This window comes from Halostagnicola sp. A56, assembly GCF_000691505.1.
Classification (GTDB): domain Archaea; phylum Halobacteriota; class Halobacteria; order Halobacteriales; family Natrialbaceae; genus Halostagnicola.
This window is the reverse complement of record NZ_JMIP02000015.1, coordinates 164,130-190,984: the sequence shown is the minus strand read 5'-3', so window position 1 is coordinate 190,984 and position 26,855 is coordinate 164,130. Positions and strand designations below refer to the sequence as shown.

General features: G+C 59.7%; 19 protein-coding genes and 3 pseudogenes. 11 read left to right on the top strand and 11 right to left on the bottom strand.

Annotated features, from left to right (window positions below):
• Positions 1-57: 57 nt before the first annotated feature.
• The 6 genes from EL22_RS06265 (at position 58) to EL22_RS06240 (ending at position 9,511) form a co-directional block, all read left to right on the top strand.
• On the top strand, positions 58-2,310 hold the full coding sequence (locus EL22_RS06265) for an NADP-dependent malic enzyme (protein WP_050050678.1): 2,253 nt from the start codon (positions 58-60) through the stop codon (positions 2,308-2,310).
• A gap of 146 nt (positions 2,311-2,456) precedes the next feature.
• Positions 2,457-4,361, top strand: coding sequence for a DHH family phosphoesterase (locus EL22_RS06260; protein WP_050050677.1), 1,905 nt, complete (start codon positions 2,457-2,459; stop codon positions 4,359-4,361).
• Positions 4,362-4,593: 232 nt separating this feature from the next.
• A complete protein-coding gene (locus tag EL22_RS06255) occupies positions 4,594-5,382 on the top strand; it encodes a class I fructose-bisphosphate aldolase (RefSeq protein ID WP_050050676.1) in 789 nt (262 codons plus the stop codon).
• A 136-nt stretch (positions 5,383-5,518) separates the two neighbouring features.
• Positions 5,519-6,286: an HTH-type transcriptional regulator GlpR gene (gene glpR, locus EL22_RS06250; protein WP_050050675.1), complete on the top strand. Its 768-nt coding sequence runs from the start codon at positions 5,519-5,521 to the stop codon at positions 6,284-6,286.
• Entirely contained in the window at positions 6,283-7,206 is a 924-nt protein-coding gene (gene pfkB / locus EL22_RS06245; RefSeq protein ID WP_050050674.1) for a 1-phosphofructokinase, read from the top strand. The genes glpR and pfkB overlap by 4 nt, the downstream gene beginning before the upstream one ends.
• Positions 7,207-7,630: 424 nt before the next feature.
• On the top strand, positions 7,631-9,511 hold the full coding sequence (locus EL22_RS06240) for an acetate--CoA ligase (protein WP_231587897.1): 1,881 nt from the start codon (positions 7,631-7,633) through the stop codon (positions 9,509-9,511).
• 204 nt (positions 9,512-9,715) lie between these two features.
• On the opposite strand, the gene EL22_RS06235 is transcribed toward EL22_RS06240, so the two are convergent.
• The 7 genes and pseudogenes from EL22_RS06235 to cas8b form a co-directional block, all read right to left on the bottom strand.
• Positions 9,716-11,542 (bottom strand): multicopper oxidase family protein, encoded by a 1,827-nt coding sequence (locus tag EL22_RS06235; RefSeq protein WP_082146694.1) that lies wholly within the window; start codon positions 11,540-11,542, stop codon positions 9,716-9,718.
• 472 nt (positions 11,543-12,014) lie between these two features.
• Positions 12,015-12,824: pseudogene (cas1b, locus tag EL22_RS06230) on the bottom strand (type I-B CRISPR-associated endonuclease Cas1b); the annotation flags it as partial.
• A 2-nt stretch (positions 12,825-12,826) separates the two neighbouring features.
• The gene (gene cas4, locus EL22_RS06225; RefSeq protein WP_050050672.1) at positions 12,827-13,387 is read right to left on the bottom strand and encodes a CRISPR-associated protein Cas4; all 561 of its coding nucleotides are present in this window, start codon (positions 13,385-13,387) and stop codon (positions 12,827-12,829) included.
• Entirely contained in the window at positions 13,384-15,990 is a 2,607-nt protein-coding gene (locus EL22_RS06220) for a CRISPR-associated endonuclease Cas3'' (RefSeq protein WP_050050671.1), read from the bottom strand. The genes cas4 and EL22_RS06220 overlap by 4 nt, the downstream gene beginning before the upstream one ends.
• Positions 15,990-16,778, bottom strand: a complete 789-nt coding sequence (cas5b, locus tag EL22_RS06215) for a type I-B CRISPR-associated protein Cas5b (RefSeq protein ID WP_050050670.1) — start codon at positions 16,776-16,778, stop codon at positions 15,990-15,992. The genes EL22_RS06220 and cas5b overlap by 1 nt, the downstream gene beginning before the upstream one ends.
• A gap of 3 nt (positions 16,779-16,781) precedes the next feature.
• Positions 16,782-17,846, bottom strand: coding sequence for a type I-B CRISPR-associated protein Cas7/Csh2 (cas7b, locus tag EL22_RS06210; RefSeq protein WP_050050669.1), 1,065 nt, complete (start codon positions 17,844-17,846; stop codon positions 16,782-16,784).
• Positions 17,839-19,968, bottom strand: coding sequence for a type I-B CRISPR-associated protein Cas8b/Csh1 (cas8b, locus tag EL22_RS06205; protein WP_050050668.1), 2,130 nt, complete (start codon positions 19,966-19,968; stop codon positions 17,839-17,841). Before cas8b ends, cas7b begins: the two co-directional genes overlap by 8 nt.
• A gap of 120 nt (positions 19,969-20,088) precedes the next feature.
• On the opposite strand from cas8b, the gene EL22_RS06200 reads away from it, so the two are divergent.
• Positions 20,089-21,150 (top strand): Cdc6/Cdc18 family protein, encoded by a 1,062-nt coding sequence (locus EL22_RS06200; protein WP_050050667.1) that lies wholly within the window; start codon positions 20,089-20,091, stop codon positions 21,148-21,150.
• A gap of 16 nt (positions 21,151-21,166) precedes the next feature.
• Here the strand turns inward: EL22_RS06200 and EL22_RS06195 are convergent, their stop codons facing one another.
• Together EL22_RS06195 and EL22_RS06190 are read right to left on the bottom strand one after the other, a co-directional pair.
• Entirely contained in the window at positions 21,167-21,559 is a 393-nt protein-coding gene (locus EL22_RS06195; RefSeq protein WP_050050666.1) for a helix-turn-helix domain-containing protein, read from the bottom strand.
• 30 nt (positions 21,560-21,589) lie between these two features.
• A pseudogene (locus EL22_RS06190) lies at positions 21,590-21,891 on the bottom strand (DUF6516 family protein).
• Between the two features lie 143 nt (positions 21,892-22,034).
• Between EL22_RS06190 and EL22_RS06185 the strand changes: the two are divergent.
• Positions 22,035-22,295, top strand: coding sequence for a hypothetical protein (locus EL22_RS06185; RefSeq protein WP_050050665.1), 261 nt, complete (start codon positions 22,035-22,037; stop codon positions 22,293-22,295).
• 9 nt (positions 22,296-22,304) lie between these two features.
• On the opposite strand, the gene EL22_RS18420 is transcribed toward EL22_RS06185, so the two are convergent.
• The gene (locus EL22_RS18420; protein ID WP_050050664.1) at positions 22,305-22,556 is read right to left on the bottom strand and encodes a type IV toxin-antitoxin system AbiEi family antitoxin domain-containing protein; all 252 of its coding nucleotides are present in this window, start codon (positions 22,554-22,556) and stop codon (positions 22,305-22,307) included.
• 106 nt (positions 22,557-22,662) lie between these two features.
• Between EL22_RS18420 and EL22_RS18415 the strand changes: the two are divergent.
• A pseudogene (locus EL22_RS18415) lies at positions 22,663-22,875 on the top strand (type II toxin-antitoxin system PemK/MazF family toxin); the annotation flags it as partial.
• A 41-nt stretch (positions 22,876-22,916) separates the two neighbouring features.
• Here the strand turns inward: EL22_RS18415 and htpX are convergent.
• Positions 22,917-23,828, bottom strand: coding sequence for a zinc metalloprotease HtpX (gene htpX / locus EL22_RS06175; protein ID WP_050050663.1), 912 nt, complete (start codon positions 23,826-23,828; stop codon positions 22,917-22,919).
• A gap of 477 nt (positions 23,829-24,305) precedes the next feature.
• Between htpX and EL22_RS06165 the strand changes: the two genes are divergently transcribed.
• On the top strand, positions 24,306-25,475 hold the full coding sequence (locus EL22_RS06165) for a 60S ribosomal export protein NMD3 (protein ID WP_050050661.1): 1,170 nt from the start codon (positions 24,306-24,308) through the stop codon (positions 25,473-25,475).
• Entirely contained in the window at positions 25,468-26,622 is a 1,155-nt protein-coding gene (locus EL22_RS06160; RefSeq protein WP_050050660.1) for a class I SAM-dependent methyltransferase family protein, read from the top strand. The genes EL22_RS06165 and EL22_RS06160 overlap by 8 nt, the downstream gene beginning before the upstream one ends.
• The last annotated feature ends 233 nt before the right edge of the window (positions 26,623-26,855 follow it).

The window sequence follows — 26,855 nt, the reverse complement described above, 5'->3', positions numbered from 1 at the left end:
ATATTCTACATACATTCTATATGTGTAGTTTAAATTCGTGCGCACGAACGGGTGTCCATGGGACTCGAAGAGGACGCCCTCGACTATCACAGCGACGACCCGCCCGGAAAGATCGAAATTCGAACGACGAAACCGACGAACACCCAGCGCGATCTCTCGCTTGCCTACTCGCCGGGCGTCGCGGGACCGTGTCGCGAGATCGCGACGAACGCAGACGACGCCTACCGGTACACCGCAAAGGAGAACCTCGTCGGCGTGGTCTCGAACGGCTCCGCCGTGCTCGGACTCGGCGACATCGGCGCGCAGGCGTCGAAACCGGTCATGGAGGGAAAGGGCGTGCTCTTCAAGCGCTTCGCCGATATCGACGTGTTCGACGTCGAACTCGACCTCGAGGACCCGGACGCGTTCGTCGATGCGGTCGCGGCCATGGAGCCGACCTTCGGCGGCGTCAATTTAGAGGACATCGCCGCGCCGGAGTGCTTTCGCATCGAGGAGCGGCTTCGGGAACGGATGGACGTGCCGGTGTTTCACGACGACCAGCACGGGACCGCGATCATCAGCGGGGCCGCGCTGTTGAACGCCGTCGAACTCGTCGAGAAAGATCTCTCCGATCTCGAGGTTACCTTCGCGGGCGCGGGCGCGGCAGCGGTGGCCACCGCCAGGTTCTTCGTCTCGCTCGGGATCGACCGCGAGAACATCACGATGTGCGATATCGACGGGATACTCACGACCGAACGGGCCGAAGCGGGCGACCTAAACCCGTACAATCGAGAGTTCGCGTCCGATCGCCCGGGCGAAGAACTGGCCGACGCGATGGTCGATGCCGACGTTTTCGTCGGCCTCTCCGCTGGCGGAATCGTCTCCCAGGAGATGGTCCGCTCGATGGCCGACGATCCGATCCTCTTCGCGATGGCAAACCCCGACCCCGAAATCGGATACGAGGACGCGAAGGCCGCTCGAGACGACACCGTCATCATGGCCACGGGTCGCTCTGACTACCCGAATCAGGTCAACAACGTCCTCGGGTTCCCGTTCATCTTCCGGGGCGCACTCGACGTGCGGGCGAGGCAGGTCAACGAAGCGATGAAAGTCGCCGCCGCCGAGGCGCTCGCCGACCTGGCGAGACGCGACGTTCCCGACGCCGTCCGCAAGGCCTACGGCGACCAGCCGCTCCAGTTCGGTCCCGAGTACATCATCCCGAAACCGCTCGACCCGCGGGTCCTCTTCGAGGTCGCGCCCGCAGTCGCCGGGGCCGCGATGGAAACCGGCGCCGCACGAACCGACATCGATCTCGAGGCGTACGTCGAGCGACTCGAGGCCCGACTCGGGAAATCCCGCGAGATGATGCGGATCGTGCTCAACAAAGCGCAAAACGAGCCACAACGGCTCGCCCTCGCTGAAGGCGACCACGAGAAGATCGTTCGAGCGGCCTTCCAGATCGCAGACCGCGGGATCGCCGATCCCGTGTTGATCGGCGACGAGGACGAGATCGGATCGACCGTCGAGGAACTCGGTCTCGAGTTCGATCCCGACGTGGCCGATCCGAGCAGTGGATCGTACGATCGTTACGTCGAAACGCTGTACGACGACCGAAAGCGAAAGGGCGTCACCCGCACCGAGGCCCAGGAGATGATTCGAGAGAGCAACTACTTCGCCTCCGCGATGGTCGAGAGCGGCGACGCCGATGCGATGTTGACCGGACTGACCCACCACTACCCGTCGGCGCTTCGCCCGCCGCTGCAGGTCATCGGCACCGCCGAGGATGCCGACTACGCGGCCGGCGTTTACCTGCTGGCGTTCAAGAACCGCGTGATCTTCGTCGCCGACGCGACGGTCAACCAGAACCCGGACGAGGCGGTGCTGGCCGAGGTGACGAAACACACGGCGGCGCTCGCTCGGCGGTTCAACGTCGAACCCCGCGCGGCGTTGCTCTCGTACTCCGACTTCGGGAGCGTGGACAACGACGGGACGCGCAAACCACGTCGCGCCGCCGAACTGCTCTCGGAGGACCCGGCGGTCGACTTCCCCGTCGACGGCGAGATGCAGGCCGACACCGCGGTCGTCGAAGACATGCTGACCGACACCTACGAGTTCTCCGACTTAGAGGAGCCGGCTAACGTGTTGGTCTTCCCGAACCTGGAAGCGGGTAACATCTGTTATAAGCTGCTCCAGCGACTGGGCGGTGCGGAAGCGATCGGGCCGATGCTCGTCGGCATGGACAAACCGGTTCACGTCCTCCAGCGCGACGACGAAGTCACCGACATCGTCAATCTCGCGGCCGTCGCCACCGTCGACGCACAGCGGCGGTAACTGCCGCTTGCATTCGACCCCGGTCGTTCGATCAGGATGATTTCGAGTCGAACTTGAGTCCGACTCGAGTCGCCGTTCGACCGGATTGCGGTTCGTCTCGCGTCTTGACAAGGGTTATACGCGCCCATCTCAAATACCGGGGCAAGATGACACGTGAGTCTGCCGGGGGCCCCGGCGACGACGACGGAGATTCCGTCGTATATGATCTTGCTGCCGATTGCACCGCTGATGATCTCGAAGAAGGACGCTCGTATCTCGCCGAAATCAACGGTATCGTCGAGTACGGCGTGTTCGTCGACGTCTCAGACTCCGTCTCGGGACTCGTCCACGAGTCCGTCCTCGACGGCACCTACGGGGTCGGCGACGAGCTCGTCGTCGAACTCGAGAGCGTACGCGACAACGGCGACCTCGCGTTCGAACCGTCCGACACCGAGAGCTACACGCTCGAGACGGTCGAACACGATTACGCGCTCACCGGCACCAACCGACTCGAGGCGAACGTCGGCGATCAGATCCACCTCGAAGGTGAGGTCGTGCAGGTCAAACAGACCGGCGGCCCGACGATTTTCCACGTGAGCGACGAGTACGGCGTCGTCCCCTGTGCCGCGTTCGAGGAAGCGGGCGTCCGGGCCTATCCGTCGATCGAGGTCGGCGACGTCGTTCGCGTCACCGGCAGCCCGGAGCGCCACGAGGGGAGCGTCCAGATCGAAGTCGACGGCCTCACGAAACTCGACGGCGAGATCGAAGCCGAAGCGCGAGAGCGACTCGAGGCCGCCCTCGAGGAGCGCGCCCAGCCACACGACGTCGAACCGCTCATCGACTGGCCCGCGTTCGAGAAACTCCGTCCGAACTTAGAGGAAGTCGCCACGCGGCTTCGTCGAACCGTTCTCGAGGGCCGCCCGATCCGCGTTCGCCACCACGCAGACGGCGACGGGATGTGCGCCGCCGTTCCGGTCCAGATCGCACTCGAGCGTTTCATCGCCGAGGTTCACGAGGACGACGACGCACCCCAGCACCTCATCAAGCGCCTCCCGGCGAAAGCGCCGTTCTACGAGATGGAAGACGCGACGCGAGACCTGAACTTCGCGCTCGAGGATCGGGAGAAACACGGCCAACAGCTGCCGCTCCTGTTGATGCTCGACAACGGCTCGACGGCCGAGGACGTTCCAGCCTACGAGACGCTCGCCCACTACGACATTCCGATCGTCGCGATCGATCACCACCATCCGGATCCCGAGGCGGTCGAAGGCCTGCTCGACGCTCACGTCAATCCGTACCTCCACGACGAGGATTACCGGATTACGACGGGTATGCTCTGCGTGGAACTCGCGCGGATGATCTTCCCCGAACTGACCGACGAACTGCGACACATCCCGGCCGTCGCCGGCCTCTCGGATCGGTCGAAAGCCGACGCGATGGGCGACTACCTCGCGCTCGCAGATGAGGAAGGCTACGACGAGCAGCGATTGCAGGACCTGAGCGAAGCGCTCGACTACGCCGCGTTCTGGCTTCGCTACAACTCGGGCGACCAGTTGATCACCGATCTCCTTCAGATCGACTCCGACGACGAGGAACGCCACCGCGAACTCGTCGAGTTCTTCGCCGACCGCGCTCGCACCGAAGTCGACGAGCAACTCGAGGCCGCAATGTCCCACCTCGAGCACGAGGACCTCGCGAACGGCGCGCACCTCTACCGGATCGACGTCGAGAACTACGCCCACCGGTTTACCTACCCCGCCCCCGGGAAGACGACGGGCGAGATTCACGACCGGAAGATCGAGGAGACGGGCGACCCCGTCATCACGGTCGGCTACGGACCCGACTTCGCCGTCCTCCGCAGTGACGGCGTTCGCCTCGACATTCCCGTGATGGTCTCTGAACTCGAGGAGGAAGTGCCGGGTGCGGGCGTCTCCGGTGGCGGTCACCTCGTCGTCGGCTCGATCAAGTTCGTCACGGGCAAACGCGAGGACGTGATCGACGCGCTCGTCGAGAAGATGGCCGAAGCCGACATCGACGAGGAGCTTTCGGCCGCAGCGCCGATCGACGACTGAGCCGCACCGTTTCGGTTTCGCTCGAGTAGAGACGGACGATTGGAGTCCCGTTTTCATGTTCTTTCGGTCGGTGGTGAAGGACCCGGAGAGAACTCCGAGTCGACGACGAGTCGCGAGTTTGACTCCCGCGTTCGAGAGCCATTGTTTGCCACAGTATTAATTGCATATATAACAATAGAAAACAATCGTAAACGATACTACTTAGCCACCATGTATACTCGTTTATGATTGAATGCGACAGCTCACCGACTCACCGCTCGTACGGAACGGCAAATCGATCATTCTCGCCCACGACCACGGTCTCGAGCACGGGCCAACCGCGTTCGACGAGGTTCCGGAACGGCTGGATCCCCGGTCGGTCTTCGAACTCGCGACTCACGACGCCGTAACCGGGTTCGCCGTACAGAAGGGGTTGGCGGAGACGTACTACCCGTCCTACGAGGACGACGTGAATTTGCTCGCGAAGCTCAACGGGACGAGCAGTCTCTGGATGGGCGAACCGTACTCGCCCCAGACGTGGTCGGTGGACTACGCGCTCGAGCTCGGTGCCGACGCGATCGGCTACACCGTGTATCCTGGGACCAACCGCGAACCGGAGATGTTCGAGGAGTTTCGGGACGTTCAGGAGCAAGCCCGCGAACACGACGTACCGGTCGCCATGTGGTCGTACCCGCGCGGACAGGCGCTCAAAGAACACCGCAAACCGTCGGTCATCTCGTATGCGACCCGTATTGCACTCGAGCTCGGCGCTGACATCGCGAAGGTGAAGTATCCGCGCAGCAGGCAGGCGATGGCCGACGCAGTCGCGGCGGCCGGCGACGTCAACGTCGTGTTGAGCGGGGGTTCCAAGACCGATGACTACGAGTTCCTCTCGCTGGTCGAGACGGCGATGAACGCCGGTTCAAGCGGTCTCGCGGTCGGTCGCAACGTCTGGCAACGCGAGAACCCCGAGCAGATTCTCGACGCGCTTGAGGCGGTCGTCTTCGAAGAGGCCACGGCCGACGAGGCGCTCGCCGAGTGACAGTCACTCGAGCGATCTGCCGTACAAACGGCACGCACAACTCACGTATCGCCCGTCAAACGCACTCGAGCAAAAACGAACACAATCAGATAGAAATATGAATGCATCCGCAGTAGTTGAGAGCAGACAGACAGCTATGCTCCCCGCAGTCAGAAAACGCGAGATCGTCGAGTTGGTGTCCGAAGAGGGCGAATGTTCGGTCGCCGATCTCGCCGCGGAGATGGATTGTTCGAAGGCGACGATTCGCCGCGACTTGAGCGACTTAGAAGACCGGAAGCTGATCGAGCGCTCACACGGTGGCGCAGTGCCGGTAACGACCGTCGGGAACGAACAGACCTACGGGCAAAAGGAGGTCCAGAACCTCGACGGGAAGATGCGAATCGGCGAACGAGCCGCCGCGGAAATCACTGAGAACCAGGTCGTGTTCTTCGACGCCGGCTCGACGACGATGCAGGTGGCCAAGAACGCCCCCGAGAACAGGTCGTTCCTCGCAGTCACCAACTCGCCCGTTCTCGCCCTCGAACTCGGCGAACAGGCCAACGACGTGAAACTCACCGGCGGATCGCTTCGCCATGAGACGCGAGCGCTCACCGGGCCGAGTGCGGAGCGGTTCATGGAACGCACGAATTTCGACGTGTTGTTCCTGGGGACGAACGCGATCAAACCGCCCGAGGGATTGATGACGCCAAACGAGGACGAAGCCCGGCTCAAGTCGCTCATGATCGAGAACGCGGGACGGGTCGTCCTCGTCTCGGACGGGTCGAAACTCGACAAACAGAGTTTCGTGAAATTCGCCGAGGTCGAGGATATCGACGTGTTTATCACCGACACGAAGCTGTCCGACGAACAGCACGAACCGTTCGACGCCGCCGACGTAGAGGTAATCGAGGAGGTCGAGCAGTGATTCTGACGGTGACGCTCAACCCGGCGGTCGATCACACGCTGACCGTCGACGACTTCCCCGAGGCCGACCGGGTCGCGCGGGCGAACGCCGCTCGCGTCGATCCCGGCGGGAAGGGGATCAACGTCTCGAAATATCTCGCCGAACTCGAGACCGAGACGGTCGCCACAGGCGTCGTCGGCGACTTCCTCGGCCGGTTCGTCCGCGATCGGTTGTCTGCGGGAGAGATCGAGGGCGACTTCGTTGAAATCGACGGCCGAACCAGGCTCAATACGACGATCCTGACCGACGACGCGGAGTTCAAGATCAACCACGACGGACCGCGGGTTTCGGCGGACGCCATCGACGACCTCCTCGAGACGATCGAGCGAAACGCCCCCGACACCGTGGTCGTTGGCGGTAGTCTCCCGCCGGGCCTCGGCCCCGACGCGATCGATCGGATCGCCCGCGCCGGCGACTGGGAGACCGTCGTCGACGTCGGCGGATCAATACTCGAAGCGCTCGAGGCGTCGTACGCGCTGTGTAAACCCAATCGCGAGGAACTCGCGGCGGCGACCGGCCGCTCGGTGAACTCGCTCGAGGACTGTTACGACGCAGTCGAGACGCTTCGTCGAATGGGGTACGACCGGGTTATCGCGTCCCTGGGTTCAGACGGCGCGATCATGTCGACGCCGGAAGAGTGCATCCACGCGGCAGCGCTCGAGACCGAAGTCGTCGACACGGTCGGTGCCGGCGATTCGCTGCTGGCGGGCGTTCTGGCTGCGCTGGACGGTGGAGCGACAGACCGGGAAGCGTTACGAACCGGCGTTGCGGTCGCTTCGCGGGTCGTTTCGGTTCCCGGAACTGATATTCCGCCGCTCGACGAGCTCACCGGGACGACCGATCGCGTCGCCATCTCGGCGACGGCCGAGCGCTCCAGATAGCTCACGATCAGTTATGATCGAATGGACTCCATCGATGTTCGCGTGCTCGACTCTGATCGATCGATACTCGAGTTCGGAATCTGACTATATGCCAAACAGAATATATCTGCCAGGGATTTTCGGTAGGGTATTCGGCAAACATCGTGAACGCGCCAATATTACGGATAGGATATAACTAATTTTACTTGTGTAAAATAATCAGTTCTTGACTAAATCGCTGGAAACTCCGTCATGTTGACCTATTGCTATTTTACCATCCAATGAGAGCGTGAAACAAGTATAGGATGTAAGAGCGATAAGCAAAATATACAGGTAGTTCGGCATCGAAAGTACGATCAATAATGCAAAGAATTCGGGGTATACACCTCTTGCTGAACCGATGGTTCACTATCGGCCTCCACAGGAATTTGTATGCAACAGAAGCATGATCGATGAGGCTGACCGAGAGACACTCGGTCGCAAGTGGCCAGCGTGCTGGGAAGACGCTGCCTCGCTGCTCGAGTGGATCAATCCTTACGACCGCATCCTCGATAAGGAAAATTCGCCGTTTTACCAATGGTTCATCGGTGGAAAATTGAATGCAGCGGAAAATTGCATTGATCGCCACCTCAGTGAGCGGAAAAGTCAAGTTGCACTCCGGTGGGAGGGGAAACAAGGTGAGCGCCGAACCTATACGTACTACGATCTCTACCGTGAGGTGTCGGCCATCGCAGCTGCGCTCCGCGAGTTAGGCGTCAAAGAAGACGATGTCGTCACAATCTATTTGCCGAAACTTCCCGAGTTGCCGATCACGATGCTCGCCTGCGCTCGCATTGGGGCAGTTCACAACGTTGTCTTCGCGGGTTTTGCTCCCGATGCTCTTGTCTCGCGGATGCAACGCGTCGACTCGTCCGCACTTGTCACCTGCGACGGCAGCTTCCGCGAGGAGACCATGATCGACCAGAAAAGAAAAGCCGATGCAGCACTAGCCTCTCTCAAGGAATCACCCCCGGTGATCGTCGTCGATCGACTCGGTACGAGCCACGATACGCAACTCGGGAAGACCCAGTATGACTACGACGATCTCGTTGAGACGTACGTTGGCGCAGATGTAGCACCAGTGCCGCGGCAATCAACCGACCCACTCTTTCACATCCACACGTCAGGGACGACCGGTGATCCACAACAGATGACTCATGCGACCGGAGGCTACCTCGCGGGCGTTGCGCGGACGTCCCGGACTGTGTTCGATCTCTCGCCAGGGACCACGATCTGGTGTACGGCCGATATTGGGTGGATTACTGGTCACTCCTACGTCGTCTACGGACCGCTGCTCTCGGGTGCGACGGTTGTCCTCATGGAAGGGAGTCTCCGCTATCCTGACCGCCACCGCCCATGGAAGGTAATCGAACGGAACGGCGTCGAAATCCTCTATACGACGCCAGAGGTGATCCGCACTTTCATGAAATGGGGCGAGTCGTTTCCTGAGGCTCACGACCGCTCGTCGCTGCAGTTGCTCGGTACAGTCGGTGAACCGATTAGTCCGGATACCTGGAAGTGGTACTACACTCACGTCGGTGAGGAGCGGTGCCCGATCGTCGATACGTGGTGGCAGACCGAAACCGGATGCATCCTCATCTCGACCCGTCCCGGAATCGACGAGTCGAAGCCTGGTTCGGTCGGCCCATCGTTACCCGGAATTAAAATCCAGATTGTCGATGAAGACGGCCGCGAACTCCCACCTGGCGAACCCGGCTACCTAACAATCACCCGGCCCTGGCCGTCTATGCTTGCTCCACTCGATGGTGACCGGTACTGGGTTCTCGCGGAGTACTGGCAAACGTTTTCGGACCCACGGGCCGATAACTGGCGATATTTCACAAGTGACCAAGCCGTCGTCGACGACGACGGTTACGTAACCATTATCGGCCGCGATGACCACATTATCACGGTCGATAATCGCCGTCTTGGAACAGCCGAAATCGAGGCTGTAATCACGACGGTAGACGCTGTTACCGAAGCCGCTGCCGTCGCCGAGAGTACCGCTGGCGAGACGACGCTTTGTGTCTTCGCAACCCTTAAGCAAGAACAGTGGGACCGAAACGTCATCCGAAACGCCATCACAGATGCAGTCGCCGAGCACATCGGCGAGTTCGCACGGCCAGCGAACGTTATATTCGCACCCGAACTGCCCGAAACCCACTCCGGAAAGACGATGTACCGGCTCCTCGAGTGCGTGGTCAACGACCGACCGTTTACGGACAGCGACACCCTTCGAAATCCGGAAATCCTCGGCGAACTCGCAACGATCTGGAATTGGAAGTGAGCAGTCGAAAGTACTCTTGATCACGGTATCTTATCCGCTGACTGACGGGTATTTTCACGTCCTCAAGTCTTTGCTCAGGCGTTTCGATTCTCCCGATACCACGGTGAACTCCCTCAAGATCAGCCCCGAGGCACTCGGCCTGCCCCGTCTGTAGATGATCATCTTGTCTTCCGTACCAATGGCTAGCGATCAGTGCCTTACAGCCTATTCAGTACGAGTATCAATGTTATCCGAGCGTGGGCGAACCTCGAACGGGCGCATCATATCGTGATCCTCATGCTCGATCATGTGACAGTGCCACATGTATGTGCCTGTCTGGTCGTTGAACAGTCCGTCGTGCTCTCCGAAGTGGACGATCACGTGAACTATCTCACCAGGATCGACCGTGACCACATCGTTCCATCCCCGTTCGTACGGCTCGGGTGCCTCAAGTGCGTCGAGGTCAATCTCGTCCTCGTTCGGTTCGTAGTCCCCGATCGGCTGTCGCCCCAGCACCTGGAAATGCACGAGGTGGAGATGCATCGGATGGGACATCGCACTCTGGTTGGCAAAACTCCAGATTTCGGTATCACCGAGCGTGGGTTCTTCGGTTACCGGGTCGTCAAGTTCGAGGCCATCCGGCTTCTGAGCGGTTCCGAGCAAGTATAGCTGTCGCCCGTAGTCGTCACTCGCGCCACCGTTGAGAGTGAGATACCGCTCATTGTCGACTGACTCCACGGGTATTTCAGGGACTTGCGTTAGATTGTTAGGGACTTGATTGGCATCTCGTGTGTCTCCCGCGTCGCCCACGTCAACAAGCATGATCTCGGGAAGTGAGACGATGTCGTCATCGGCGGAACTCATCTTACCGCGGTATTGAGCAGGCGCGTCGTTGTGGAGCAGCAGCGTCTCTCCGGCATACTTGGTGAAGTCAACGATGACATCGGAACGCTGACTCGAGCCGAGCTCGAGGCGGTCGTCGAGCTTGATCGGACTAGAGAGGAGGCCCCCGTCGTTCCCGATCTGGACAAACGGTGGCCCGTCGCCACCGATCTCATTGGACGACTCATCGTACTGGAGGAGTTTGAGGCTATAAAAGCGGCTGTTTGCGCCGTTGAGAAGTCGAAAGCGATACGATCTGGGTTTGACGGAGAGCCGAGGCCAAGCCTTTCCGTTGACGACCGACGTATCGCCGTAGAACTGCGGAACGATACTCAGGTTGGGGTGAGAATCATCTCCACCGCCTTGCTCGTCCGAGACAGCTGTCGGATAGAAAAACGACCCGTCCTCCTCGAAACTCCGATCCTGGAGCACGAGCGGAATCTCGTACTCGTCCTCGGGAAGATCGAGACTCCGTTCGTGTTCGCTCCGCAGGAGATAGAATCCCGCGAGCCCGGCATAGACGTTTAACCGCGTAATACCGAGCGAGTGGTCGTGATACCACAGCGTTGCCGGCGGCTGGTCGTTTACGTAGTAGTAGTCTTTCTTCTCGAACGCGGGCCCCGTCTTCTGAAAGTCTCGAGTGAACCACGCCTGCGCATGGCCGTCGCTCTCGGACTCGACGTTTCCACCGTGGAGATGCGTTACGGTCCGTACGCCCGGCGTATCGTACGGAATGATGTCGCTGTGAATAGTCGTGTCTTCGGGAAGGAGATGCCTGTCCGGAAGGTCGTTCATCCAGCGGACATAAATTGGTTGGCCCTGCTCGGCTTCGATTGTTGGGCCTGGGAACTGCCCGTCGTATCCCCAGACGGTTGTCTCTGGAAGGTCTCGGTGTAGCTTCTGCTCGACCTCGCGCATCGCTATCTCGTAGCGGGGGTGCCCGTCTTTCGTTCCGGACGGTTTCGCGACGCCCGGTCGGGGGACCTCATCGACCCACTTCTCGAGATCTGGCGATGAGTGGTCCGTTATCGTCGTCGCATTCGTGGCTTGGAGTGAATTTGTATTTCCAGTCGAACAGCCTGCGAGAGCTGAGATACCCGTGCCACCGGCTGCGATGCAGAGCTTACGACGTGATATCTCTGGTCGACGGTCTCCAACGCGATCATTCATAGCACATGTAACCGTATGAGGTCCTAGTATATGCGAGGTCAACCGATTCCTACTGAGTCGGAATCCGGAGACGGTACATCATCGGAAGCAGCCTATTACAACTGTCCTCGTTTCTGAAACGTGGACAGGGTGATCGATCCCGAGTCGATGTGGCCACAGCAACATCATTATGGTCTATCCGGAATAAGCTATCTATACACACCCGGTAGCCGCTAGAGACACCTCGATCATCATGACCAAAGTCCCTTCCCAGCTACAGACGTTCGATATCGCGGAAACCGACGACATAGTGCGAGCGTATCTACAAGCGGAGTGTCTGGATCACCCAACGAGAGGACCCTACATAAAATCACGAGTACTGTACGAGGGTGTCGAAGATGAGATCGACAACCGATTCTCTCTGGAGTTGTTCGGGTTATTCTGTGAAAGTCGACCGTACTTGGAGAAGTGGTCGAGAGGATACAACGGATCATATACAGGAGTTCATATCGTCTTCAAAGTCGTCAGTGGTTAGCTGACTGCGGTTGACGAGTCTGAAGATAATCCGATCAGTGAGCAATGGCTTGAACAGGTCAGCGATGTCCAGCGCCAGCGAGTACCGTCGTTCGCCGGGTTCATGGAGATAGCTGACCGTCGGATCTAATGCAGTCGCACGGATCGCCGAGACGATGTTCGCATAGACCAGCGAGTTGCCGAAGGAGATCAGGCTGTTGACCTCGTTGTTCGGCGGGTTGTACTGCCTGCCGCCGAAGACAAATCCCTCGGGAAGGATTTCGTCGAAGGTCGAATAGTACGCCTTCCGAGCGCGTGCTTCAACGCCCATTGTCTCGTCAATCGTCTCCATTCCGTTGAGCGACGCCCGTACATCTTCCAGTTCCTCCAGCACAGGCTCGAAGTCGTGTCCACGCCCGTTGTAGTAGGCAACGTTCGAACGCATATTGTGGATACTGCCGTCGACGAACGCCTTCGCCAGTTTGAGGCGGTGGCTCGGCTCATCGTAGGCCCGGACCTGTTCGACGATCGTTTGTCCAGATGTCTGACCTCGTTTTGGCATGATTGAGCCAGCATAGTGGTCGTACCAGCCGAAGACGTGGACTGCGACCCCTTCCTGATTGAGGAAGGAGACGAAACGGGTGTTATACTCGATCTGGCCATGGAGGAAGATTGCCTCGGCGTTCTCGATCGGGAGGTACTTCTTCTCGCCGTCGTCGGTGACGACACGCACCGTGTCGTCTTGGCGTTCGATTCGTCCGTCGGAAAACACGTGGTAGTTGTCGTTCATGGTCAACAGCTCCAGCAGAAATCGTGATACGCACACGAGTCACAGACCGGCTTCTCCTCGGCCGGTGGCGGCGAGTCTGCGGTGACGACCTCGCGGATCCCGCGGATAGCCGATTCGACTTCGGTGCTGGTTTCTGGGGTTAGTTCGATAGTCTCGCGTCGTTTCTCTGTCGGATGTGCCAAGACACCGGTCTTCTCGACGCCGGTGACCCGGTCGAGATACCAGAGATAGAATAGCAATTGCAACCGTGCTGGCTCGGTCATCGACGAGGAGGGCTTGACCTCCAGAATCTCTCCGCTGTCCAGTACGTCGATTGCGATAATCCCGTCGACACGAACGTCCCGGCGCTTGTCAGCGTACGCCGAGTCGTCAACGCCACTCCCGCGGACGATCGCTGGCGTGTCGCGGTCGATCTCTACGTCGCGGCTGAGAAACCACAATTCGCGCTCACAGACGAGGTAGTACTGGAACATCACTCCGGTCATGCGAAACGGTAGTTCTTCGGTCTCGTCTCTAGCCGCGGCGAGAAACTGGTCGACGGGGTCGGCCGACAGCTCGGTCATAGGAACCGGTCGTCGACACTCGGATCGTCCACGGCAAGCCCCTTCGTCTCGTCGAAGTATGAGGTACTTCGTGGGTGCCGGAGGACGCGGAGGTCAGTCTCACCTAATGGTTCGAGGTTCCGTACCGTTTCGGCCTCGCGTGAGTCCTGGCTGTAAACTGGAACTGAGACAGTCATGCCTTTTGTCTCGTCACGGAGTTCGTCAAATGTTTCGTAGTCGAACTCGTTTATCGCTGCCTCCATCTTGTCAACGAATATCTTCTCACCGTCAGTTCGGCAGACGATCACGTCGACACTGTCTCGCTTACCGATCAGAGAGAGTGCGCCGAGGTCTGCAGCTTTGGCCTCCTCGACCCAGTCGACGAACTGCGAATCGCCCGGATTGCGGTCAGCGACGAGACCATAGTAGTGTTGGACGGCATCGCGCGTCATTGTCCGCTCGGCGACAGTACTATCGGCTGCCCCGATAGCGTCGAGCGTCTTCGACGTCAACGAGATCGTACTCACACCACGGGAGTCGTAGACGGCCTGTGATGGGGTTTTGGTCGTTTCCTCCGGCGGTGAGAGCCACCAGAGAGTCACTGTCCCGCGGTCACTTTCGAACGATCGGTTACACCGGCCCGCTGCCTGCACAACGCTGTCGATGGGTGCGATGTCTCTGTACACCCGATCGAAGCTGATATCGACGCCGGCTTCGATAAGTTGCGTTGACACTGCCACGACCGGGACCGATTGCTCGGTGAGACGCTTCGTCGCTTCGATCAACACGAGTCGGTCCCGGGGACGCAGTCGAGTAGAAAGATGAACTAGCGCACGTTCGTCTGGATCGAGGGCCTTCTCGACACGGTCGACAAGCACGTCTACGTTGATCCCATCATCAGCAGCTACTTTGTCACCGGTTTCCTCGCTGTCAACCCCCTGGCTGTCGATTGACTTAGCCTCGAGTATTTCCGTGAGATGGTGGCCCACGTCGATGACCGCACCTTGTTCCTCGATCGTGTCAGTAAGCGCAGCCGCACTATCGATCGTATTGCAGATGGCGAGCGCTGAACCGGTCCCGCTAGTTTCGTTTAAGATCGTTTTGCCGGCGGTCTCGTAGTCGAGGGTTGCATCGGTATTGTCGAACGCCAGCGCAGAATCGTGGACATCGTATTCGACGCGTTCGAAGCGGTTAAAGTACCGATCCACGTCGTCGACCAGCTCGAACGCGTCGTCGAACAATGCCGGCTGCGTCGCTGTCATGGCGACAACCGTCGCATCGTACTCCTCCGTGAGGATTGTCACGATCCGCTGGACTAGCTTCCACCATTTCATGGGTAGTGCCTGGGGTTCGTCCAGTACGATCACGGAGTCGTACAGCGCTGGCAGTTTCATCGACTGAGTATTTCCAGGACCGACGAGGCTCTCGAAGAGTTGGACAAACGTGGTGAGTGTTAACCCGGATCGCCAGCTTTCGGCAACCATCTCGGCTAGCCTGGCATCCTTATCGGTCCCTTCGTCCTGATCGTCGTCAAGCTCCGTCACAGTCTCGGCTAAGTGGTGATGGATCGTCAGCAGGTCGTCCTTGCCGTCTGAGTTAAACACTTCCGTGAGTTCGTCTGCGACCTGGTCAATAACAGAGGTAAAAGGGAGCGCATAGACAATTCGGTTGCCGTCCTCACGGAGTTCGAGGGCGGCACTCAACCCAGTTAGGGTCTTTCCCATTCCGGTCGGCAGAGTCAGCGTTGCTATCGACCTCTCCGAATTGCGAAACGCCTTGACACCAGCGAGAACGCCTTGTCGTGCTTCGTCACGGAACCGATCGAGGGCCTCGGTCTGACTGCCCTCGGCACTGTCTTCACCAAGGTCATCGATGTAACCCGAGAGGACCCTCGAGTCTGGTTTAGAGGCAGTGAGATTCTCGCTGTCGATCCCAGCGGCAGTCGTCTTGTCTGCGAGAATCAGTCCGCTCCAGAGCTGGAGAAGGATCTGATAGAACGCTTCGGACGGGTTGGACCGGTCGTTCCCGAAACTGAACTGATCGAAGTGCTCGTAGACGGTTCTGAAGAGTGTCTTGTCTGTGATTTTTGAGGTGAACTCATTCCACGAGCCAGTACCGTTAGTCACATCAGAAACGAACGATTGCACAAACGGTCGGTAGTGTTCGTCGATGTTTCTGACCTGTTCGATCACGACTCTCTGCCGCTCGTTGTTCGCCTTGCTTTCGTTTTCGAACCGTGCGACGCCATCCACGTACTTTTTGACGTTCGGAAGGCGACCGTGATGTTTCGCGATGGCGACGAAGGCTGCAAGACAGTCCTCGCTATCGTAGCCTGACCTGTCGAGGACGTAGTATCCAAGATAGGCGCCGAGCAGGGAGTGATTCGTCCGCTTGCTCGATTCCGCTTCGTCGATCACGTACGCTTGGAACCACGTCGTCGCCTTCCCGATGTCGTGACACTGGGCTACGATCGCTGCAATCTCGTTGAGTGGATCGCCGCCGATCGTCGTGGCATCCGCCGGGATCACCTCGCGCGTTCTACGAGCGACCGCGTCGAGGTGATCGCTGAGCAGTGTCGCCTCGTTGTCGCCTTCTGGTGGATGAGAGATCGGTGCATTGGTCATCAGGTAAACACCACGGACCTGTCGTCGACTGTTTGAGGCGATACATCCGCCAGCCGTAGTGATCCTCCGTCGGGATTGTAGACGTAGGAGACGAAGGCCTTGGTTGTCCGGCCGCCTTTATCGCGTTCCATAAACGCTGGCGTCTGTTCGACCTGGTAGCGTGTATCGGGTTCCGGAACGATTGAATCGACCGCTTCGGGAACAGTCGAATCGACAGTCACTGTCTCACCGTCTGGTCCCGACTCTATCGGGAACTGCCCGTGATAGTCGATCGTTGCGAGGTACTCGGAGAGACCGAGACTCGGAACGTAGTATGATTCTCCAGACTCGAGCAGCGAGCGCAACTGTTCGTATCGCTCATCATCGGAGAGCCATACGTCGATCCGATAGGCCGGTTCCACGAGGACCTCGTAGTTGTGTTGCTGGCGGGGTTTTGATGGATCGGGGAGCTTGATCGAGAGTTTCCCACGGGGGTTCAGCGACGCCAAGTGCTCGTCGGCCGTCGAGAGCGTATTCATCGGGAGTTTCATTGTCCGGAGTTTGCTGGTCGGCTCGATAGCCACGAGAGATTCCCCCGGCGCGAAGAGGTCGTAGTAGCCGTCGCGCTCGATTCCCAACATCGCCGCGATCAGTCCTGCAACGGTGGTCCGCGGAATCACCCGGTAGGTCTGTTTCACGATATTACCTTCGATACGCCGAAAATGGCCCCATGGACCACTGATCGTGAACGACAGACACGTCTCTGCGGAATCGGGGAGCCCCGGTGTGCTCGAGGTGTACTCAGTCACGGCTCACTCCTCCGGCATCGTTGCCGACGCGTCCTCGTACACGTCGACGATATGGACGGAATCGGTACCCACAGCGTCCTCCAATGCATCGTAGAGGAACTCGTGGCCGCCGATATCCCCGTCGACGGACACGTCAAGGACATCACTGGCGACGACGTGGACCGTGGTGATTCGGTCAGAAGCCCCTTCGAGTCGGTCAACGAGGCTCGTTACATCGATACATACGTCACGGACCGTCCGGAGTTCCTCCGCTGGCTTGGACGCCTCTGCGTCAAGTTCGAGGTCTTGATCGAGACCACCGAGGTGGAAGCTCTCACCTTCGTACTCCACTCTGAGATAGAGCCGGGGTTCCTGACCAACCTTGCTTCGACTAATGGTCTGGTTCTTCAGCGCACGCCAGCACAGTGTGTCGAGTCGCCGAACGTCGTGGTCGGTCAAGAGCGTGTCCTCGGCCCCATGTTCGTCGACGAGACCGTGGAACCCAATGAACGCGTACTGGATGCGGTGATCGTCGAGGTCGAAGCCGCCCTGTTCTTTGCCCTTGCCGGTCGCGATGACGCTTGTGAGGCTGTTGTATTCCTCGTTCTCTGTCACAGGGTGGAGTGATTTTCCAGGCGAGAACTGGACGGGGCCGGTAAAGTGGTCAGGGAGTTCGTCGGCGATGTCCCCGTATTTCTCTTCGTCCATATCGACGCTCATGGTTGCCCCGAAGTACCGAACGTCGGCACTGTTCTCGAGGAACTGCTGGAAGACGGCGTTTTTGATACCATCTTCGTCCACATCGTCGAGTTCGATGTCTTTGAGACGGTCCTCAAGGAGGTCTTCGCGTGTCGCCTGATCACCTTCCTCCTTGACGTTGCGGATGTAGACACCATGGCCGTCATCCTGTAATTGGTCGCGGAGGTATCGCTTGAGCCGAACGTCGGTGACGATAGCCTGGTCAGTTTGTGGGTCGATCCGAGGCCGGTTCGCGCCGCTGAGTGGATTGCCGTTCGGATTCGCGTCGACTGCGTCGTACGCGAAGACGATCTCTGATCGGTTCGAAGTGGTGGGGTAGTTTTCACTCATTGGTTTCGGTAGTGTTGTCTGCGTCTGCGTCACTGTCCTCTGTATCTTGCTTGTTCGGTGAACGGTCGTTCATGCCGTAGGTCACTCCCAGGGCGTAGTAGAAGCGGAGATCGTCGGTACTAATCTCCCACTTCTCGGGATCTTTCTCGGCCATCGTCTCAACAATCCCGTCGGTGACTTCCCTGTACATCGTCGAATTGATATTCGAGCCTTTCTTGGCGCTCTCACGGGAGTAGACAATGTCCTTGTCGATCACTTCCTGAGTGATGCGCTTGACCTTGGTCTTGGTCATCGACTTGATCGGGTACTGATCGATCACGGTCGTCGATCTATCGTGGTAGCCCTGTTGATAGGTGCCGATCTGCCCGATGAGTATGCCGAGCAGGAACGCACCCCGTCGTTCGGGATTGTCAAGGCCGTCCGTCTGGTTGATAAACGATTCGAGTTTGTCGGTGCGATCGAGGGCAGCCGTTCCGCCGTCGGTTCGCGCTGTGTCTGGTTGCATAGTGACGTAGTTGGGACCGTCGATCAGCGTCGATTCTGTGTTGTTGTCCGCCGTCACGAGATCAGCATTTTCGAGCGCACACAGCTGTGCAAACTGGGAGGCGATCAGGAGCTGGGGGACTTCTTCGCCGTCCCAGTCAAGCAGTCGCTCGACATAGGCATTGATGAGTTGACTTCGTGGCACTGGGTCGCCAGCCAGAATCGAGACGTATACGTCGATGCGCTCGTCGTCAACCGCGGCATCGGTGTCATCGTCGGTGAACGGGAAAGTCCTGTAGAGGTAGCTCCCCGAGGCGACCATCTCATGCAGACTGTGCTCGGGACTGGATGGATCCGTCAGCGCCACTTCTTCGTAGGACGGCATCGGCGATGTTCGGTCTCCATTGCTTTCGTGATCCTCGTCGAACACCCAGCTATCGGTGATCTGTTCGTGTCGCTTGCCGACCTCCGTTGGATAGTGGAGTCGGCCGTTCAGCGTCTCTCCGTATACGTCAAAGCGAGACATCTGGTGTTTCATCACCGCAGCAACGTAGAATCGCAATCGTCCCTCAAAGTCGTCTTGATGCTTTCTGAACCAGTCGTAGAACTTCTGAACCGGAGTAATATCATCAGCCTGTGTGACCTGATAGAGTGCCGAGTACAGCGGGTACGTCTCCTCAGGTGTTGGCCGACCGAGGAAGTACGGGAGGTAGTAGACGTCGGCGTTAAATGTTCGATAGGAACAGGCGTCGACGAACTCCTCGGCGTTCATCAGCGTGACTGCTCCATTCTCTGAGATGGGGTGGCTCCGCCAGGCTTCGTCTGGATCTAGCCCGGGGAACTTCTCCATCTGCTTGCCGAGGAAGTAGTTGAGCGGATCCTCCGCGGTGCCGACGGTCCGAGTCCGCTCGCCGTTGATCAGATCGGTAGCTTGGCCAGCGGAGTTCGTTGCCTGTCCCTTCGAGACCAGTTTCGAGAGCTTTCGGGCACGCATCGCCTCGTTGAACACTGTCACGTCACCGGGCCACTCGTAGTCCGCGTCCGCCTTTCGACGAACTTGCACGGTCAAGAGCGCCGTCGTCGAACCACCGAGTTCGGCCTGAACTGCAGACCGGATCTGCTCGAGGTTCGACTCGTCGTCACCGACCGCTGCGAGCCCTCGAATGACATCACCGTCAGGGTGTTCCTCGGCGACATTCTGGACATCCTCGTCAGTTACCCACTTCGTAAGGCGTTCGCAGGCATAGCGAGCTAGTTTCTCAGGATCACTGTTACGCCCTGAGCGGTGGGTGATGCTGTGGTCGATTCCACGCGCAGCGTTGTACTTGCAGTGTGCGACCTGTTGGACGAGGTCGTCGCTGTATTGTGTCACCCAGACTGGGTTGTCCGAATCGAGTGAGGGCTGTTCACCCGACAGATCCACCCGAACGACAATTAGGCTCTCTTCGGTACCGATCAGATCGTTGGCCTGGTCAGGCGTCAGGTACGCCGCGTACTCACCGCCTCCAGCGGTCGCTAGTGTGTAAAGGCGACCGTAGAGGTGCTGGATATCTCGGAGCGACGATATCGGCTGCTCCGGAAGTTCGTCTTCTAATTTCTCGGGCGGATACTCCTCGTGGAACTCGTCAGGATCAAGCATCGACTGATCCCTCTTGTTTCAATTGCTGATCCATCTTCTCGGTAATGTTAACGAACCCAAACCCGAGCGAATTCCGCTCACCGATGCCAGTGTTTAGGATACCAAACAGTTCTCGGGAATATGATCGCCGATCCACGGGTGTTCGACGATGAGTTCGTCCCACCCGATTTGCTCCACCGGGAGAACGAGATTGAACAGCTTCTTCGTCGGTTTACCACTCGACACCCGGCAGAATCGGACGTGCTTATCTCCGGACCCAGTGGGGTTGGCAAAACCGTCCTCGCCCGGACAGCGGTCGACCACCTCGAGACACAGACCGACATCACGCGAGTATTCGTCGACTCGCTTGGGAAGACAACTGGCCGCGTCCTTCGAGCGACGCTCGAGCAGCTGCCTCGAGGTCCTGATGATGTCGCCCAAACACTCCCGACGCAGGATGTCTGTCGGGAGATACGTGAGGCGATCACTGGCGAGACGATCGTCGTCCTAGACGAAGGCGACGATCTCCCCCAGACGAACGCGGTCGGTGAACTGCTCGCGATGGCGAACGTCACGGTCGTGGTGATCGCCCACAACGGGACCGACTGGCTCTCCCAGCTGGACGTCACCGACGGCCACCGACTCGACCAGGGACATCTCGAGCTCGATCGCTACGGCGTCGACGAACTCGCGGACATCCTCGAACGGCGCTCCCGCCAGGGATTGCATGGCGAGCCCGTGTCTCGAGCCCAACTCGAGGCGATCGCCAACGAGGTCGCTGGTGTTGCTCGCTATGGAATTCAGTCATTGCGATCTGCGGCAGTGCTCGCTCGAGAGCGTGGGCATCGGCGGATCCGCGATCGGGACGTCGACGACGCCTACGAACATGCCCGCCACCGAATGCGGAAGTTGAGCCTGAGCTCGTTGCCGTTTCATCATCAGGTGTTATACGCGATCGTCCACGAAACTGAAGAGCTCTCGGCGTCGGAGTTGCACGATCGCTATGACGCTGTTTCAGAAGAACTCTATGCTGGATCGACTCCACAGCCAGTCGGGGAACGCGCTCGTCGGGGGAAGCTCTCGAAGCTCGCGGAGTACGATCTTATCGATTACGATGGCCCAACGCGCGATAGGCTCTACTGGATCCTCGACGAGGATGTGGAGCCGAAGGTCGAGTTGCCAGAACCGGTCTCGTCACACTAGTGGGCGCGTCGACTGATTACGCTCGTGCAACATCGGGCGAGTGCTGTCCGATCGGGATGTCGACATCGATCTCATCGTACCAGACGACTGGTCGTTTGGCACGGCCGTCCTGCTCGAGGTCGACAAGGCCGTAATCAGCGAGTTCGGTTACGTTTTCAGTCACCTCTGGCGGGTGGCGGTCGACAAGCCGAGCGAGCTCACGAATACTACCCGGTTCGTGGGTTGCGATTGCCTCGAGTAACTCGAGGTTCGTTGGACGGAAGAGCCGCCCAAACGTTTCGAGGCCCTCGACAGAGAGTGTCGACGGCTTCGGGTCAACATCCTCGCCAGCATCAAGTGCGGCAAGCGTGTCTTCGAGGCCGCTACGATCGGGTTGGGAACTAATTTGGACGTATAGTGTTCGGGTCATGGATATGGATTTGAATTTGTTCTGGGGCCGTTACCAGTCTTCTCGCTTGTCGAATGGGAGCGCTGCACGCCACGTCCGGTACAACATCTGTAACCCGGGATATTCACCCTCGAATAGCTTCGAACCGAGGTGCAGTTCGTGGATGCCGTGGTGGTTGTCAAATCGGATGATCGGATCCTCGGTACCAGCCACCCCGTAGTGGAATGCATATTTGACCCCCTCAGGGAACTTCTCTGACTCGGGCACCGTAAGCACCCGACCCGAACCCGGGCGACAGTACCGTCCGCATAGGCTTCGATTTCGTCCCGGACAACTGTGACGTCATCGCTCATCCCTGTTTGTTAGTATGGACCCTAACACAATAAGTGTTAGGATTCACCCTAACATGGATCATCAGGAGTAGATCGGTAACCACCGAAGACATTCGGAATTGAAAGGGGGTTTAAAGCAAACACCATGCCAACCAGCGGTTGTCATGTCGACTGCAAGACGAACGATCGATGTCGACCTCCGCACTGATGTCGACGCCGAGATCCCGGCGGAGGTGCCACGGGTGGTTGCTCTCGAGATTGAGTACGGCGACGACAGCGAGCGGACAGTCCATCTCAATCACGGCCAAGAAGAGTGGACGTTCGAATTCGTTGGGGGCCAGTGTACCGATCGCGATCCACCAACGCGGCCTGTCCCCCAGTGGATCAACGAAGCACTCAGAGCTGTGGAAGCAGAGATTCGGTGAGAAATGATGTCAGTCTTCGACGTCCTCGACCGGCTCAAGTTCACCAGCATCGAGGTCCTCGTCGAGAAACATCTCCCCTTCGTCAGTGAGTCGATAGAGGCCATGGCCCAACTTCTCGACGAGCCCGTAGCGGGCCATTTCCGAAAGACGATCGCGCGCGTAGTTAGCGACAGTTACGTCGAAACGGTTCTCGAGGACGCTTGGAGTCATATTACCCTCGTCTCTCATCGTCTCCAAAATCATTTCGTCCGTCCGCGTCATCCAATCAGCGCGCTTTCTAGCCACGCCCACCGATTCAACTGTGGAACTCATAGCTGTGTTGGTGTAAATCAATTCTCTGTAGGTAAAACAGTACCGACAGTTACTAGCGTTCGGCGAGCAACTCTATCCGTTCGAGGTTGCTGTGTTAGCCGACGAATGTGCATTACAAGCGGACTCCGTCGCGGTGTGTAGTCAGATCCGAACAATTTCGTCTGAGCATCGGATACAAGATGTTATCGGATCGGTCCCGGACGAGCGGATGGACGAGGTTGACGACGCACTCGAGTACAGCCTCGGATTGCGGTCACCCACTCGGTGACAGTCCGCAAATAGTCACGGATTGCTTAGGCTCGAGACCGATCACGCCGTCGCCGTCTCGCGCTCGAGATCTCGAAGCTGTTCGATCCGGCGTTCCGTCGAGGGGTGGGTGCTGAACAACCGGCCGACGATGCCGGATTTCAGCGGGATGATGAAGAAGGCGTTCATCTCGGCTTCCTCGCGGAGGTCCTCGTCGGGAACCTTGTCGACCTCGCCCGAGATCTTCATGAGTGCGGAGGCGAGCGCGCCGGGGTTGCCGGTGATGGCGGCCGCGCCGCGGTCGGCGGCGAACTCGCGATACCGCGAGAGCGCGCGGATGAGGAGGTAGCTGACGATCCAAACGAGCAGCGAGATCAGGATGGCGACGAGGAGCCCCGCCGCGCCCCGTGCGTCGTCGCCGTGGCCCCGCCCGCCGCCAGTAAAGAGCATCATCTGACCGCCGAAGCGGACGATGAGGAAGGCGATGGTCGAGAGGAAGGAGGCGATGGTCATCACGGCGACGTCACGGTTCTTGACGTGGGCGAGTTCGTGGGCGAGGACGCCGTCGAGTTCCTCCTGATCCAGCGTGTTCATGAGCCCAGTCGTCACCGCGACGACGGCATTGCTCGGCGAGCGGCCGGTCGCGAAGGCGTTGGGGACCTTCGAGTCGACGACGGCCACCGTCGGTTTCGGCAGGTCGGCCTGCTGGGAGAGCCGGTCGACCGCGGCGTGTAACTGCGGGTACTCCTCGTACTCGACCTCCGTGGCACCCATGCTCCACAGCGCGAGTTTGTCGCTGTAGAAAAACTGGATCAGCGAGAAGCTGCCGAACAGTAGTGCGACGAGCAAGAGACTCGAGGCTCCACCGCCGAACACAAACGTGAGTCCGGCGATGAAGAGCAGATACACCGCAAAAAGGAGGAACATCGTCAGCCCCATTCGCGCGCGAAGCCCCCAATCCGGTTGCCAGTCCATACGTTGCTATATGGCCTGAAGGGAGATAAGTTCCCTCAAACCGGTGGAGACGCGGGGGTATCTGGAACCCCCTCGTTTCGCATCGAGACCGGGGGATGTGAGTTCGTCTGACACAGCGAATCGACCGGCGTCCGACGCGTGGCAGACGAGACGGGGAGTGAGTTCCACCGGTGATCGAGGTGAGGTTGCGTCGGTACTGGCGTCGGTCGAACGAGAACGGTCGTGAACCGATCGAAATCAACCGAGGGAAGACAGACAGATTCAGACGGAGCGGACAGCAGGCCGGGCCGTCACTCGAGGCCGACGGCGACTCGAGCCCCCCGTTTCGTGTGGAACAGAGTGACGAACGAACCGACATCCGTACTGGCGACCCCCCTTATTTCGTGTGGAGTTCTCAGTGGCTGAATCGAACGGATGGGTTTTTGACCGAACTGCGAGAACGCGCCGTTTAACTCGCTCAACCCCAAAGTGGGGTCAATGGCAGACTCGCGTGCGTTCTGTCCCCGCTGTGGGGATCCGATCGCGGATCGATCCGGGAGCGACGCGACCGAATCCGCGGCCTCGAGCGGGGACGCGGACGAGCGGGGCATTCGCGAACCGGCCGCCGGCGATACCGACCTCTGTCGGGCGTGTTACTTCGACGACTTCGAGTTCGTCAACGCGCCACAGCAGGTCGACGTCCGGGTCTGTGCCCGGTGCGGAGCGGTCCACCGCGGCCAGCGCTGGGTCGACGTCGGCGCGGAGGACTACACCGACGTTGCGATCGAAGAGGTGAGCGACGCGCTCGGCGTCCACGTCGACGCGGCGGACGTCGCCTGGCAAGTCGAACCCGAACAGGTCGACGAGAACACGATCCGGATGCACTGTTATTTCACCGGCGTCGTCCGCGGCGAACCCGTCGAGGAACAGGTCACCGTCCCCGTCAGGATCGCCCGACAGACCTGTACTCGCTGTGGCCGGATCGCCGGCGACTACTACGCGAGCATCGTCCAGATCCGCGCCGAGGACCGGACGCCGGTCCCCGAGGAGATCGACCGCGCCAAGGCGATCGCGAACGACATCGTCGCCGAGATGGAGGCGACGGGCGATCGCAACGCCTTCATCACCGAACTGAGCGAGACGCCCGACGGGCTGAACATGAAGGTCTCGACCAACAAGATCGGCAAGAAGATCTCGAACAAGATGGTCGAGGAGTTCGGCGGGACCGTAAACGACGCCGAGACGCTCGTCACCGAGGACGAAGACGGAAACGAGGTCTACCGCGTGACCTTCGCCGTCCGCCTCCCGCCGTACCGGCCGGGAGATGTCATCGAACTCGAGGACGACGCGGACGACGACGGGCCGATCCTCGTCCGCAGCGCCCGCGGGAATCTCAAGGGAACGCGCGTTACGACGGGCGACCACTACGAAGCCGACTACGAGGAGGGAAACTCCCCCGACGCTCGAAAACTCGGCGAACTCGACGATGGCGTCGAGACGACGGTCGTCACCGTCGAAGACGAGAACGCGGTGCAGGTGCTCGATCCCGAAACGTACCAGGCCAAAACGGTCGCCCGGCCGGACTACTTCGATCCCGACGCCGAGACGGTTCCCGTCCTGAAGAGCCGCGCCGGATTGCACGTGCTGCCGGACGAGGGCGATGACTGAGCGGCGAGACGAAACGGGTTCGAGTTCCGAGGACGGGGATCCTGCCGAAACCAGTCCGAGCCTCGAGCCCGGAACCGACTCGCCGCTGGCGGTCGTCGTCGAGAAGCCGCGAACGGAGACGGCGATCGAATCCTTGCGAGCGGAAGGCGTCTACGACGACGAGCGACGGGTTCGCGAGTACGACGCCGAGACGGTCGCCCTGCCGGTTTCCGCCCAGCCCACCGAGACGACGGTACTCGAGGTGATCCGACAGCTCGATCCCGACTACCGGAGTCCCGACCTCGAGCGGCGACTCGCCGACCGCGGCTGGAGCGAGGCGGACCTCGAAGGCGTGCCGGGGTCGTGGGCCGTCGTCGGCTCGGTGGTCCTCGTGACGGTTCCAGAGAACTGTCCCGACGAGACGGCGCTGGCGGAGGAACTGCTCGAGATCCACGGCGAGGCAGACAGCGTGCTCGCAGACGAGAGCATCGCGAACGACGGGACGGCGGGAACCTATCGAGAGCCGCGGACGCGACTGCTGGCCGGCCACCGGGACACCGAGACGATCCACACCGAAAACGGAACGCGGTACGGGCTCGATCCGACCGAAGTGATGTTCTCGCCGGGGAATCAGGCCGAGCGAGTTCGAATGGGCGAGGTGGTCTCCCCCGACGAGCGCGTCTTCGACATGTTCGCCGGCATCGGCTACTTCACGCTGCCGATGGCTCGCGCCGGCGCGTGCGTGACCGCTGCCGAGGTTAACCCGACCGCGTTTCGCTACCTGCTCGAGAACGCGATGTTGAACGACGTCCAGAACGATCTCGAGGCCTATATGACCGACTGTCGAGACCTCGCGGCAGATCTCGCGGTCGACCGCGTCGTGATGGGGTACTACGGCGTCTCCGAGTCGAACGACGGCGACGAAACAGCGGGTCGAACCGACGAAGCCCACGAGTTCCTCCCCGCGGCGCTCGAGGCGCTTGCCCCCGGCGGGACGGTCCACTACCACGAGGCGACGCCGGAGGCGCTGCTGTGGGATCGCCCGATCGGGCGACTCGAGGCGGCCGTCGGCGAGGCGGGTCGGACGCTCGGTGATCTCGAGCGCCGTCGAGTCAAAAGCCACAGCGCGGGCGTCGAACACGTCGTCGTCGATGCCGTGGTGGAGTGAGAGTTCTATCGACGTGACCGATCGAACGGGACGAACCGATTCGACCGTCAAAGCACGCGATAAACGCCGAACGCAGCCGTGACATTCATGCCGATCGGGCCTGAATCGACGTAGCATGACCAGAAACCAGATCATCGCGCTCGTGTTCGCGGTGTTGATGGGAACGTCGATGATCGCGATGCCGGCGATGTACCTGTTCGGGTAACAGCGGTCGTCGCCTGACGCGTCAGGAC